The following is a 14,426-nucleotide window of genomic DNA, read 5'->3' on the forward strand; positions in this document are numbered from 1 at the left end:
ATTTATACAATATTCTACTTTCTATACTATTTTTGATACATGCAAATAGAAGCACTTTACAAAATATTTATTGAGTACCCTTCAATACAAACTGATACGAGAAAATTACAACAGGGAGATCTGTTTTTTGCTTTAAAGGGAGATAACTTTAACGGTAACCTTTTTGCTAAGCAGGCACTTGCTTCAGGTGCAGCCTATGCCATCATCGATGAACCTGTTGATGATACCGATCCAAGATTGATCAAAACAGACAATGTATTGGCAACACTTCAGGCGCTGGCAAAACATCACAGAGTGCAATTCAAAATCCCGTTTATTGCTATTACCGGAAGCAATGGAAAAACGACTACAAAAGAATTGGTACATGAGGTCCTGTCTACTACTTATAAAACATATACCACCAAAGGAAATTTAAATAATCATATTGGTATCCCTCTTACAATATTATCGGTAAAAAAAGATGCAGAGATCGCAGTAATAGAAATGGGAGCTAATCATCAAAAAGAAATTGAAGCGTATTGTACATATACATTGCCTACACATGGCATCATAACTAATTGCGGCAAAGCACACCTGGAAGGATTTGGAGGAATTGAAGGAGTTAAAAAAGGAAAGGGCGAGCTATTTGATTATTTAAGAAAAACGAATGGCACAGCTTTTATCATGAATGATTATGACTATCTCATTGAAATGAGTAAAGGGATAAAGGAGATAAAAACATATGGTACCAAGGATGCAGATCTGGTAGGTACGGTAAATGAAAGCAATAAATTTTTGGAGGTTTCTATTAAGAAAGGAAGTGATATAAAAAATATACAAACAAACTTAGTGGGTGAGTACAACTTACCAAATGTGTTATTAGCCATTTTACTCGGAGAGTATTTTAAAGTGCCTGATACTAAGATAAAATCGGCATTGGAAAATTATATCCCTTCTAACAGCCGATCTCAATTAATTGAAAAAGATAGCAACAAAATTATATTGGATGCCTATAATGCTAATCCCACAAGCATGAAAGCTGCCATTGAAAATTTTGCCAAAATGCAGGGAAGTGATAAAGTGTTGATATTAGGAGGCATGATGGAATTAGGTGAAGAAAGTATTGCCGAACATAAATCTATTGCAGCACTAATAGATACCTACAAATGGAAAAGTGTGGTACTTGTTGGCGGAGACTTCAATAAGATAGATCATCATTATATAAATCTTGCTAACTCTACCGAAGCCAAGACCTGGTTACAACAACAGCATTTTGCCAATACAGCTATGCTTATAAAAGGATCAAGGAGTATGCAAATGGAAAAAGTGTTAGAGCCATAAGCCGCCTTTATTCTTTTGGTTTTCGCCTGAATATAATGGCTGCATTGGATTTCAGATCGGCTGAAAATCTTACTTCGTATACCAACTCTCCATCCCATACTACCAATAAGCCGGTATTAGGCGGTATACTACCCAGATTCTCTGCATACATCACCATGGTTAAAGAGTCTGGTGTGTCTTTATCAATATAAATTGTTTTTCGATTAGGCTTCGTTGTTAGTCCTACTTTAGAAAAAATAACTTTACCGTTCATTAATACACTTACAGTATCTCCATCAACTTCGCCATTATCATACAATGTAAGCGTTAAACTATCAGACTGATATTCTACGGTTTGAATAGTAGATGTCTTTCTACTAGATACTTCAACTGCCCCGGTTTTAGCGGATGGTAATACTGCAGCAACCACAGGTGTTTCTTTTTTAACAACAGGTGGCGGAGGTGGCGCCTGTACGACCGTTTCTTTTTTAGGTAGAGGTACTTTTGCTGCTACCGGTTGAGGCTTCGGTGCTGCTACTACCTCTTTCTTTGGAGGAGGTGGCGGTAATTTCTTTTCTACAGAAGGTTTAACTGCAACAGTTGGCACTTCTTTTTTAACAACAGGTTCTGGTTTCTTCTCAACTACAGGTTTAACAACAACCGGAGGTGTTATTTTTTTCTCCACTACAGCAATCTCCACTTTAGGTTCTTCTGTAATCACCGGAGGCTTAACAATAACTGCCGGTGATTTTCTTGCCACAGCAATTTCCTTTGCCTTTGCTTTTATTAATGCCGAATTGATTGTTAGTTTTTTGAATTGTACTGCAGGAAGTTTTGCAAGCGTTTCAGGTTCAGGTTCTTTTTTATTAAATGACAAATCTTTGGTTAGATCGAGTTCCTGCAGTTTTTTATAAATAGCAGCCTCTTCAAAATCGTACTCCTTTAATAACTTAATCGCCCCTGTAGTAAATGCTCCCGCTTTCTTTTTAACAGATTTCCATATTCCGTTTATTTGCTCTGCGCTGGAAAAAGCCGCAGCATAAGTAAGGTTAGCATTTTGATTATTCAAAATGATACTATCTCCTGATAACAAAGCAAATTCCTCAAATGCTATATTACCTTTTCGGTAATTGACCTTGATCTTCTTTAGATAGCTTATAGGTTTCCCTTTATCAGTATAGGTGAGATATACGTATCCCCTGAAAAAATCAGGGTTACCGGTAATGACAATTTCTACAGGAGAATTTGTTTTTGTACTATCATCAAAGATGCTCCCTTTCCAAACACCGGTTATCTCCTGAGCAGACAAACAAAAAGAAGACAATAAAAAAAGACATGAATGGAGAATGATGATATGTATTCTCCATTTATTACTAATAAATTTAAAAAGACCCACTAGACTCAAGTATATTATTTTTTTAGTATCCCTAATACAGTGCCATATAAGACTTCTGTACCTAATGCCAGATCTTCGTATGATGAATACTCCAGCGGATTATGGCTTATTCCATCTTTGCAACGAACAAATATCATTCCATAATCACATACATAAGAAAGTGTCAATGCATCATGAAACGGTCCGCTCATTAGTTCAGGAGCATCCAGATTAAGCTTGGTACATTCATCTTTTATGATCGCTTTTATCCAATCGGCACAATAACGTGGTTCGCTATTGGTATCTTCGGATATAGTGTAAGTTAATTTATGTTTTTGAGTAATGGCCTCAATTTTATCCATTAATTGCTTTTCATAGCGATGTCTTCTATCCAGATCAATATCTCTCAGGTCTAGGGTCAATGTAACTTCTTCAGGAATAATATTTCTAGAGGCAGGAAAAACATTCAATGTACCAACAGTACCAACAGTTGGCGCTCCTGGGATCTGCGTGGCAATTTCATTCAAGGCAATAATAACTTCTGCTGCGCCTACCAAAGCATCTTTACGCATGTGCATAGGAACTGAGCCAGCGTGGCCCGCCATTCCTTTTAATTTCAATGTTTGCCACAAAGGGCCAGAGATACCTGATACAATGCCGATTGGTTTATTAGCTACATCTAATACAGGTCCTTGTTCAATATGCAATTCTAAAAAACAAAAAATACTACCGGGTTTATATTCATCTTCCTTTGATCTGGAAACATCACAACCAAAATCTATCAATGCTTGTCTTCTGCTAATGCCATCTTTATCTTTCCTTTCTATATCCTCTGGATCCAATCTTCCGGTGATTCCTTTAGAACCATATAACCCTTTATTAAAACGCCAACCTTCTTCATCTGCAAAAGAAACGACTTCAATGCTTCTTTCAGGAATGATATTATTTTCAGATAAAGTTTTTACAACTTCGATGGCACATAATACACCTGCCACTCCATCGAATCTTCCGCCATAAGGTTGTGAATCAAGATGTGACCCCATCATTAAAACAGGTAGTTCCGGATTCTTTCCTTCTAATCTTCCTATAAGGTTTCCGAAATTATCGATACGTGTTTTCATGCCGGCTTCTTCCATCCATGAAGCGGCGATTTTAAATCCTTCTTTTTCTGTTGGAGAATGAGCCGGACGATTAGTGCCGGTTTCACCGATCTTACCTATTTTACTCATTGCCTCAAAATGCTGCTGGAGGCGGGTGGGGTTAATTTTCATAATGCTTATTTTTAAAAAGGTCGACCTACTTTTGATGAGGGTCGACCTTAAGAGAAAAGTTCAATATTGGTATGCCGTACAAGTGAGTGACACAACGATGTTTAATAGTAGCACTACAGCTTGTTACAAAAAATATTAATGATCATTTAAAGGACGACCTTCTGCCTGCCACATTTTCCAGTTCACGTAATCCGGTGCTACTCTATGTTCTACCATGGTGATACAATCATCAACTGGGCACATTAACTGGCAAAGATTACAACCAACACATTCTTCTTCTTTGATAGTGTATTTATTATAAGGCTTGCCAAATTCTAAATTGATAGATTGATGAGATGTGTCTTCGCAAGCGATGTAACACAAACCGCAATGAATACATTTATCCTGGTTGATATTGGCAATGTGGTGATAGTTGATATCAAGATCTTCCCAATGCGTAATTTTTTCAACTGATTTTCCGATGAAGTCATCCAATTTTTTGTAGCCTTTTTCATCCATCCAGTTATTCAACCCTTCGCACATATCTTCTACAATTCTAAAACCATGTTTCATTGCAGCTGTACATACCTGTACGTTAGATGCACCTAATAGCATAAATTCCACCGCATCTTTCCATGTACTAACGCCACCTATACCCGAAATAGGCACTTTAGATGTAACCGGATCTTGACTGATAGTAGTCAACATTTTCAATGCAATTGGTTTTACTGCAGGACCGCAATAACCGCCAAAAACTGACTTGCCCGCTACATAAGGGTTTGGCACAAGTGTATCCAGGTTAATTCCGGTAACAGATTGTATAGTATTGATCAAAGACAATGCATTACTACCTGCCTGCACACATTTAATTCCTGTAGGTACTGGAGAGTGCACGTTTGGTGTAAGTTTGGTAATAACCGGAATGGTTGCTTTTTCCATCACCCATTCTACTACCATGCCGGCAATTTCAGGATCTTGTCCTACAGCCGCACCCATACCACGTTCTGTCATACCATGAGGGCATCCGAAGTTCAATTCAAAACCCATGGCGCCGGCATCTTCGCATTTCTTAATTAATTCATGCCATGCTTCACGGTTGTTATCCGCCATGAGAGAAACGATCATTGCTCTGTCGGGAAACATTTTTACAACCTCAGTAATTTCTCTAAGATTTATTTCCAAAGGTCGATCACTGATCAACTCAATATTATTGAAACCCATTACTCTTCCGCCGTTAAAATTAACTGCAGAGTAACGTGAAGAAACATTCTTTACTTGGCTACCCAATGTTTTCCAAACTACGCCACCCCAGCCTGCTTCAAAAGCACGAACTACATTTATTTTTTTATCTGTTGGTGGTGCACTCGCTAACCAAAATGGATTAGGAGATTTGATACCGAGGAAATTTGATGATATATCTGCCATAAATTAATATTTGCCCCTATCCCCTAACGGGGAACTAGAGTGTTAAAGTTTTTAGTTTATTATTTTCATCTAAATTTTAAAATATTTAAATAAAATTATTCTCTATGAATAAATCCCCTTTAGGGGATGAGGGCTATAACCCAAGATGTTTAATGATCGCTGCTGCACCATCTTTACCCGCTTGAACCGCATCCACCACTTCTTTACCACCGTTGACACAATCACCACCTGCAAATACACCGGCAACGCTTGACACAGCTTTATCACTTACAGTTACTTTACCTCCTTTATTATCAATGCCACTAGATTTTATCAATTCTTCAAAAGGCATTTGACCTGCAGCTTTAATCACCATATCAACAGCTAAAGAAAAAGTTTCTCCGGTATCAACAGGGCTTCTTCTGCCGCTTGCATCAGGTTCTCCTAATTTCATTACACTGCAAACAATTTCATTTACTTTTCCGTCGCCTTTGATTTCTTTAGGAGCTGCTAACCAGATCACCTGGCAGCCATCTAATTTCGCAATATCCAATTCAACATCAGTACAAGGTTTTTCAGCTTCGGTACGACGATATAACATGGTTACTTCTTTCGCACCTAAACGTTTTGCTTGTGTTGCAGCATCAATTGCCGTCATACCCATACCAATTACTGCTACTTTATCTCCCACAGGAATTTTGCTGTAATCATTGCTACGCAGATTGTAGATGAATGAAATAGCATCTTCAACGCCTTCTAAATGCTCTCCGGGGATTTCTAATTGACGAGCCAACCCCACACCAATCGCCAAATACACTGCATCGTATTGTTTTTGCAGATCAGCTAATTGAATATCTTTTCCTAATTCTTGTTTATATTTTATTTCAATTCCACCGATGCCTAAGATGTAGTCTACTTCTTCTTCACAAAATCCCGGTGTTACTTTATAAGCAGCAATACCGTAGGTCATCAACCCGCCGCCTTTTGCTTCTTTTTCATAAACAGTTACGTCTATGCCTTCACGTGATAATACATGAGCACAGCTCAAGCCTGCAGGACCAGCTCCTATCACCGCAACTTTTTTACCATTGCTTGGTTTGCGATCAAATAACTGCCAGTTATTTTTCATAGCAATTTCTGTACTGTAACGTTGCAGTTTAGCAATCGGTATAACAGCTTCGTGTTCTACAAAATTATACACACAAGCACCTTCGCATAATTTTTCTACGGGGCAGACTTTACTGCAGCTTGCTCCCATAATATTGCTCGACAAAATTGTATGCGCTGAACCCTTAATATTTTCAGTTGTTATCTGCTTGATAAATTTAGGAACATTGATTCCTGTCGGACAACTTTTTGTACATGGTGCATCGTAGCAAAATAAGCAACGGTTAGCATCTACTAATGCAGCAGTGTATGAATCAAACGGCGGATGAATGTCGCTGAAATTCTCTGCATACTGCTCGGGTGTTAAACGGTTGTTTTTAATTGACATATAATTGATTTGATAGTAAGTTAATTTTTATAGCTCAGTAATTTTTCCATAAGTCTCGGGCCTTCTGTCTCTGAAGAACTGCCATTTGCTTCTAACCTGTTCTATCAGATCAAGATCAAATTCTGCAACGATCAATTCATCTTTATCTTCCGATCCGCAGGCAATAATTTCTCCAAGCGGATTTACAAAATACGAATTCCCGTAAAACTTTCCGTGATTCCACGGAGCTTCTGTACCAACACGATTGATGCATCCCCAGAAATTGCCATTAGCCACTGCATGTGCAGGCTGCTCTAACTTCCACAAATATTGCGATTGACCAACTGTTGTTGCAGAAGGATTGTAAACGATCTCTGCGCCATTCAAACCTAAACATCTTGCACCATCCGGGAAGTGCCGATCATAACAAATATACACACCAACTTTTGCATACTTCGTTTGAAAAACAGGATAACCTAAGTTGCCCGGTTTGAAGAAAAATTTCTCCCAGAAACCACCGGTATGGGGTATGTGATTTTTTCTATACTTGCCTAAATAAGTTCCATCAGCATCGATCACCGCAGCAGAATTATACAACACACCTGCTTGTTCTTTTTCATAGATCGGAACAATGATCACCATGTTATATTTCTTTGCATATTCCTGCATACGCTCTGTTGTAGGCCCCGGAATAGTTTCAGCGCTTGCATACCATTTTGCATCTTGTCCCGGACAGAAATACGGTGTATTGAAAATTTCCTGGAAACAAAGAATTTGAACCCCTTGTCTGCCGGCTTCTTCAATCAATGGAATATGTTTTTGCACCATTGCTTCCATGATCTCAGGAATAGTTCCTTCCCCTTCTGTTTTAGCAAGGCTCATTTGAATAAGACCTGATTTAATAATTCTTGGCATAATTATTTTATTTTATGTACTAAGCTTTTGTACTACTATTAAGCTTCATTGGCGTCGCACTCTTGTACATTTATTTTCTATTCATCATTTTTTCTCTATCACTTTAGCAATACTACTTTCTGGTATCAGCCACATGATCGAAACAGTTAAAAATAAACATCCTGATATCACCGGATTCACATACAATGCAATCGGAATTGCAAGCGTGTAAAGAACTATTGATGCAAACGCTTTAAACTTTCTTCTACCTAAAGTCGGTTTAAACTCAGGCGATTCATCATAATGCTTAATTATCTGCTTTTCTAATATCGTATACGAAGCACCACAAAGCAAAGCAAGTACAGCATAAGTCGCAACCGTAATTCTTTCAAAATGATTCTCTCCCATCCATGCTGTTGCAAAAGGGATCAACGACAACCAAAACAACAAATTCATATTAGACCAAATGATACCCGGCGTTACTCTCTTTACCGTGTGAACCAAATGATGATGGTTTCCCCAATAAATTGCAACAAATAAAAAACTTAAAGCATAACAAATAAACTTCGGCACCAATGGTTTTATCTCAACCCAACTTGTCCCTTCCGGTGCCCTCATTTCCAACACCATTATCGTGATAATGATCGCTATTACTCCATCGCTGAATGCTTCTAATCTTGTTTTATTCATCTGCTCTCGATTTGGAGATTTGATGATTTGGAGATTTGGAAATGGCTTTCAACTTATGAAGTTCCACTCATCTTCAAATCCCCAAATTTTCAAATCATCAAATTATTTGACTTACTTTATTACGTTTTATAAATTGTCCGTATCCTTTTGGAACTTTACAATCATTATTATCGATCGCAACCTGTCCTCTTAATAGAACAGTTTTTACTTTACCTGTTAATTCCCATCCTTCATAACCACTGTAATCAACATTCATGTGATGCGTTTTAGCAGACAGTGTATGTTTTTCTTTAGGATCAAAAATCACAATATCCGCATCACTACCAATTGCAATAGTTCCTTTACGAGGGAACATGCCAAATATTTTTGCAGCGTTTGTTGATGCAACTTCTACATATTTATTCAAAGTGATTTTTCCTTTTGCAACACCTTCACTGAATAATAATTCCATTCTGTTTTCTATGGCAGGATGACCGTTTGGTATTTTACTAAAGTCATCTTTACCCATTAATTTCTGTTCCCACATAAACGGACAGTGATCTGTAGCAACAACATTCACAATTCCCTGGTTAATGCCCGCCCATAATGTAGCCTGATCTTTCTTCTCTCTTAATGGCGGACTCATTACCCATTTAGCACCATCTTCCTGTTCGTATAATGAAGCATCAATAATTAAATATTGAATACAAGTTTCTACAAACATTTTCTGATTACGCTTAGTTGCATTACGTACTGCGTTCAATGCTCCTTCGCAAGTCAAATGCACTATATAACCCGGACAACCGGTATAACTTGCCATATCCACAAAACGTTCGCTTGCTTCTGCTTCTGTTATTTCCGGTTGAGATAAATAATGATATAACGGAGACAATTTACCTTCGCTTCTGTGTTTCTGAACAAGGTAATCGATCATGTCTCCATTGGTAGCATGAACATTAATTAAACCGCCATTCTTTTTCACTTCCTCCATCAAACCGATCATCTGTCTGTCATCGATCATCAACGCACCTTTATACGCCATAAAGGTTTTGAAAGAGGTAATGCCATGTTGTTCGATGAAGGTTTTTATTTCTTTTTTTGTTTCGTCATTAAAATCAGTCACCGCCATATGAAAACTATAATCACCTACAGCAGTACCATTGGCTCTGCCATTCCAATCATCTAATGCTGACTGTAAGCTTTTACCTTGTGTTTGTAAAATGAAATCAATAACGGTAGTTGTACCTCCGTACAATGCAGCCCTTGTTCCTGTTTCATAACTATCGCTGCTGAATGTACCCATGAAAGGCATATCCAGATGCACATGTGGATCAATACCACCGGGCATAACTAATTTGCCTGTCGCATCAATTTCTTTATCGGCCTTAACAGATAAATTTTTGCCAATAGCAGAAATGGTTTCTCCTTCTATGAAAATATCAGCTACATAATTATCTGTAGCTGTAATAATATTTCCGTTTTTTATTAAGATACTCATGTAATTTATTTTTTCTTCATCAACAATAAATATACGACACCACTAACAAAAAAACCAACAAACCATGCATAACTATATAAATGTGATATCCACTCTGGAAATGCTGTTGCAGATATAACTTTTATTTGCAATAAAAAGCCGGGTACATTCGGTAATATCCCTGCTAGTAAAGCAATCACTGCATTTCTGTTAAACCCATTTGAAAAACTGTATTGGCCTTTTGGGTTATACAGATCAGCTACATTTAATTGCTGCTTTTTTACAAAATAATAATCAGAAATCATGATACCACCTATCGGACCCAATAAACTGGAATATCCAACAAGCCATGTAAAAATATATCCGCTTGGATCTTCTGCCAGCTTCCATGGAAAGATAAGCAAGCCTATGATACCCGTAATAAATCCACCAACTTTAAAATTAATTTTTGATGGGGCTAGATTAGCAAAATCATTTGCAGGACTAACAATATTTGCAGCAATATTTGTTGCTAATGTAGATATTGCTATGGCTATCATCGCAAAGCTTACGATCACCTTACTATCAAATTTCCCTGCTAATACAACAGGATCCCAAATAGTAGTTCCAAATACAATTGTTGTAGCAGATGTTACCACAACTCCAACAAAAGCAAAGAAGGTCATAGAAGTTGGCAAGCCCAATGCTTGTCCGTTAATTTGCGCCTTTTGACTTTTTGCATAACGAGTAAAATCCGGAATGTTTAAAGAGAGCGTTGCCCAAAAACCAACCATCCCTGTTAATGCAGGAAAAAAGAATTTAAAGAAAGAGCCCGTATCTGCAAATTTTGAAGGCTGACTTAAAATTGCTCCCAGTCCATCTGCTGCCGAAATGGCCCATAACAATAATGCTAAAGCAGCTAATGGTAAAAAGAATGCTTTGAATACAAGTAATTTCCTGATGCTTTCTACCCCAAGATAAACCACCAGCATATTCAATAACCAGAAAGCAAAAAAACAAGCAAAAGGAATTATATCCGGCAAGATACCTGTAACTAATGTTTCTGACATGGAAGGAAACCAAACCCTTATCAGGTAATAAACAGCTTTACCACCGATCCATGTTTGAATACCAAACCAGCCACATGCAACAATCGCTCTTAGTATTGCAGGAATATTTGCACCACTTGTTCCAAAACTTGCTCTTGCCAAAACAGGAAATGGTATTCCGTATTTAGCACCTGCATGACCGTTTAAGATCATGGGAATTAAAACGATCGTATTTGCAATGAAAATTGTGAGGATGGATTGCCACCAATTCATTCCCCCTTCGATCAGAGAACTGGCCAACATATAAGTTGGGATACATAAGCTCATGCTTATCCATAACGCCGCATAATTCCACGTACCCCATTTACGCTGGTTGGGTAAAACAGGTGCCAGGTCTTCGTTGTACAACGAAGAAGACGTTATGTTTGTGTTCTCCTGCATTAAGTTTTTTGGTAATGAAAAAATTAAATTACAATTTATTGAATTTAATTCACATGTTCATCTGCAATTGCAATTGCTTCAGAAATTATTGCTAACCCTTCATCAATTTGCTCTTTAGTAACGGTCAACGGTGGCGCACAAAATATGAAGCCCCAACGTACAAACGTATACATGCCTAACTCTTTAATTTTTGCAGCTACTTTATTCATCACCGCCATCTCATCAGGCTTTGCATTGAATGGAGCCATTGGTTCTTTGGTTGTTCTGTTCTTCACTAATTCAATACAACCTAATAATCCTGTATTTCTAAAATCGCCTATTGAAGGATGTTTTGCTTTTAATTTTTCAACCTGCTGCTCCATGTATTTACCCATGTTTCTTGCATTTTCTATCAGGTTATCTTCTTCGTAAATTTTTAGAGTTTCTAATGCAGCAGCACAACAAACAGGGTGTGCAGAATACGTTAAACCTAATGCTAACATTTGATCATCATACTTAGCAGCAATTTTATCGCTTACCTGTAAACAACCGAATGGCAAATAACCGCAGGTCATTCCTTTCGCCATTGCGATCATATCCGGAACAATTCCGTGATTTTGGAAACCGAACCATTGCCCTGTTCTGCCAAAGCCACTCATCACTTCATCCATGATCATTAAGATACCATTCTTTTGTGTGATTTCTCTTACCGCTTTTAAATATCCTTTGGGATACTGCAGACAACCTGATGTTCCTGATTCGCCTTCTAACACAACAGCAGCAATATTTCCTGGCCCTTCATAAGCAACCATGCGTTCAAATTGTGCAACAGCTTCTTTCAATAAATTTTCTTCACCATACTCCCAACGATATAAATTAGGCAGATCAAAATGTACAAAATTTGGCGCTTGTTGAGAATCAACAGGTAATTTACGAGGATCGCCTCCTGCGGAAATAACACCCATTGTAGCTCCATGATAAGATTGATAACGGGTTAATATTTTATGTTTGCCCGTGTATAGTCTTGCTAATTTAATTCCGTTTTCTATTGATGTCGCTCCACATAAAGTAAAGAAAGATTTATTCAGATCACCCGGACAGATCTCTGCTAATTTCTTTCCTAATTCTCCACGAACTTTTGTAACACACGATGGTGTAACATAAGAAACCTCTTGCATTTGCCTTACAACGGCTTCGGTTATACGCTGATTACCATGACCAATATTCATGTTGATCAATCCGCTGGAAAAATCGATATACTTTTTTCCATCGTAATCATATAAATAAACGCCTTCTGCCCTTTCAACTGCAATGGGGCTATGGCCTTTTTGTTTGCTCCAGCTAAACAATGTATAGTCCATACTGTTTTGAACTATTTCTGCTGCTTCTGATAATGTTTGAGTACTCATGTTACTAGTTATTATGTTACAAGTTATTTGTTCAATATTGGTATGCGGTACAAGTGAGTGACACAACGATGATGCCATGAAAAACAAATGCTCGTCACCCAAAAATCACACGCTTACAATTTTTATTCTAATTCGATTCTTGAATAAACTAAAGACCTATGTTCCCATTTAGGGGACAGGGGTTAACTCATCCAGTTCACCCCAGCTTCAGCACTCCATTTCGTAGTTGATTTTTTCAACTTGGTCCAGAATTCGATAGAACTTTTACCCGTGATATCACCTACGCCAAATTTACTTTCATTCCATCCACCAAAACTAAATGGCTCACGAGGAACAGGCACGCCCACGTTCACACCGATCATACCAGCACTGGCGTTATCAATGATATATCTTGCAGCACCTCCATTTTGAGTGAACACACTTGCTGCATTTCCGTAAGGGTTTGCATTTTCAATGGCAAGGGCTTCATCAATTGTATTGGTACGCATGATAGAAATTACCGGCCCGAAAATTTCTTCTTTAGCCACACTCATTTCCGGTGTTACATGATCGATTACTGTTGGACCAACATACGTTCCTTTTTCTTTTCCTTCAACGACTACTTTTCTGCCATCTACTAAAATTTTTGCTCCTTGCTTTTCAGCATCAGCAATGTATTGTTCAATTCTGTCTTTCGATTCTTTATTGATAACCGCTCCTAAGTTTTTACCCGGAATAATTTTCAATGCTTCTTCACAAATTCTGCTTATCACCGCATCCACATTACCTACTCCGATCATAGCACTTGCTGCCATACAACGTTGGCCAGCACAGCCACTCATACTTGCTACTACATTACTTGCAGTCATATCAACCTTTGCATCTGGTAAAACCATCAAGTGATTTTTTGCACCACCTAATGCTAAACAGCGTTTATAGTTAGACGTTGCTCTTTGATAAACAATTTTGGCAATTTTTGTACTGCCTACAAATGATACTGCTTCAATATCGGGATGATCGCAGATTGCATTCACAATTTCAACATCACCATTTACAATATTGAAAACGCCATCAGGTAAGCCTGCTTCTTTCAATAACTCTGCTATTCTTACACAACTTAAAGGCACTTTTTCTGAAGGTTTCATGATCATACAATTACCTAATGCAATAGCGTTGGGTAATGTCCAGTTAGGAACCATACTAGGGAAGTTAAAAGGAACAATAGAAGCAACAACCCCTAAAGGCACATGTTCTGTCCTGCATTCCACGCCACGACTCACTTCCAAGACTTCGCCAGTTACTAATTGAGGCAATGAAGTTGCAAATTCAGTCAATTCGATACATTTTTCTATCTCTGCGACAGACTCTCCATATGTTTTTCCATTTTCTTCACTGCATAATTCTGCCAGCTCTTTGAGGTTTTTTTCTAACAAAGTTTTGTACCTGAAAAACACTTGCACTCTTTCTTTGATCGGCGTTTTACTCCAGGCCGGAAATGCAGCCTTGGCGGCCATCACAGCATCATTTAAGTCTTTAGCTGAGCTCATCGGTACAGTAGATAACAACGTGCCATCAATAGGAGAAATCACATCTAATTTTTTATCTGTGCTTACTTTTGTTATCTTTCCGCCTATAAAATTTTGAATTGCCGGGTATTTCATTTTTTAGTGTTTTTATAAAATATAAATAATGTAGAATTTTTCTAACAAAATAAAAATAATACATTTTTTTTATAAATATTAGCAATT

11 protein-coding genes are annotated in these 14,426 nt (G+C 37.8%); 1 reads left to right on the forward strand and 10 read right to left on the reverse strand.

Going from position 1 to position 14,426, the window contains the following annotated elements; genetic code table 11:
• Nucleotides 1-39 precede the first annotated feature (39 nt).
• Nucleotides 40-1,320 carry a UDP-N-acetylmuramoyl-tripeptide--D-alanyl-D-alanine ligase gene (locus tag LK994_RS01985; protein WP_229761206.1) on the forward strand — a complete coding sequence of 427 codons (1,281 nt, stop codon included), beginning with the start codon at nt 40-42 and terminating at the stop codon, nt 1,318-1,320.
• Between the two features lie 7 nt (nt 1,321-1,327).
• Here the strand turns inward: LK994_RS01985 and LK994_RS01990 are convergent, their stop codons facing one another.
• From LK994_RS01990 to LK994_RS02035, 10 genes are all read right to left on the reverse strand, one after another.
• On the reverse strand, nt 1,328-2,704 hold the full coding sequence (locus LK994_RS01990) for a hypothetical protein (protein ID WP_229761207.1): 1,377 nt from the start codon (nt 2,702-2,704) through the stop codon (nt 1,328-1,330).
• 5 nt (nt 2,705-2,709) lie between these two features.
• Nucleotides 2,710-3,945 carry a M20 family metallo-hydrolase gene (locus tag LK994_RS01995; protein WP_229761208.1) on the reverse strand — a complete coding sequence of 412 codons (1,236 nt, stop codon included), beginning with the start codon at nt 3,943-3,945 and terminating at the stop codon, nt 2,710-2,712.
• A 135-nt stretch (nt 3,946-4,080) separates the two neighbouring features.
• Nucleotides 4,081-5,349, reverse strand: a complete 1,269-nt coding sequence (gene preA, locus LK994_RS02000) for an NAD-dependent dihydropyrimidine dehydrogenase subunit PreA (RefSeq protein WP_229761209.1) — start codon at nt 5,347-5,349, stop codon at nt 4,081-4,083.
• Between the two features lie 133 nt (nt 5,350-5,482).
• Nucleotides 5,483-6,823, reverse strand: a complete 1,341-nt coding sequence (locus LK994_RS02005) for an NAD(P)-dependent oxidoreductase (protein ID WP_229761210.1) — start codon at nt 6,821-6,823, stop codon at nt 5,483-5,485.
• A gap of 27 nt (nt 6,824-6,850) precedes the next feature.
• Nucleotides 6,851-7,717 carry a nitrilase-related carbon-nitrogen hydrolase gene (locus tag LK994_RS02010; RefSeq protein WP_229761211.1) on the reverse strand — a complete coding sequence of 289 codons (867 nt, stop codon included), beginning with the start codon at nt 7,715-7,717 and terminating at the stop codon, nt 6,851-6,853.
• Nucleotides 7,718-7,801: 84 nt separating this feature from the next.
• On the reverse strand, nt 7,802-8,386 hold the full coding sequence (locus LK994_RS02015; protein WP_229761212.1) for a TMEM175 family protein: 585 nt from the start codon (nt 8,384-8,386) through the stop codon (nt 7,802-7,804).
• Between the two features lie 97 nt (nt 8,387-8,483).
• Nucleotides 8,484-9,863: a dihydropyrimidinase gene (hydA, locus tag LK994_RS02020; RefSeq protein ID WP_229761213.1), complete on the reverse strand. Its 1,380-nt coding sequence runs from the start codon at nt 9,861-9,863 to the stop codon at nt 8,484-8,486.
• 5 nt (nt 9,864-9,868) lie between these two features.
• Nucleotides 9,869-11,311 (reverse strand): NCS1 family nucleobase:cation symporter-1, encoded by a 1,443-nt coding sequence (locus LK994_RS02025; protein ID WP_229761214.1) that lies wholly within the window; start codon nt 11,309-11,311, stop codon nt 9,869-9,871.
• Between the two features lie 44 nt (nt 11,312-11,355).
• On the reverse strand, nt 11,356-12,699 hold the full coding sequence (locus LK994_RS02030; RefSeq protein WP_229761215.1) for an aminotransferase class III-fold pyridoxal phosphate-dependent enzyme: 1,344 nt from the start codon (nt 12,697-12,699) through the stop codon (nt 11,356-11,358).
• Between the two features lie 182 nt (nt 12,700-12,881).
• Nucleotides 12,882-14,339 carry a CoA-acylating methylmalonate-semialdehyde dehydrogenase gene (locus LK994_RS02035; protein ID WP_229761216.1) on the reverse strand — a complete coding sequence of 486 codons (1,458 nt, stop codon included), beginning with the start codon at nt 14,337-14,339 and terminating at the stop codon, nt 12,882-12,884.
• Between the last annotated feature and the right edge of the window lie 87 nt (nt 14,340-14,426).

The sequence above is a fragment of the Ferruginibacter lapsinanis genome, assembly GCF_020783315.1.
Taxonomy (GTDB): domain Bacteria; phylum Bacteroidota; class Bacteroidia; order Chitinophagales; family Chitinophagaceae; genus Ferruginibacter; species Ferruginibacter lapsinanis.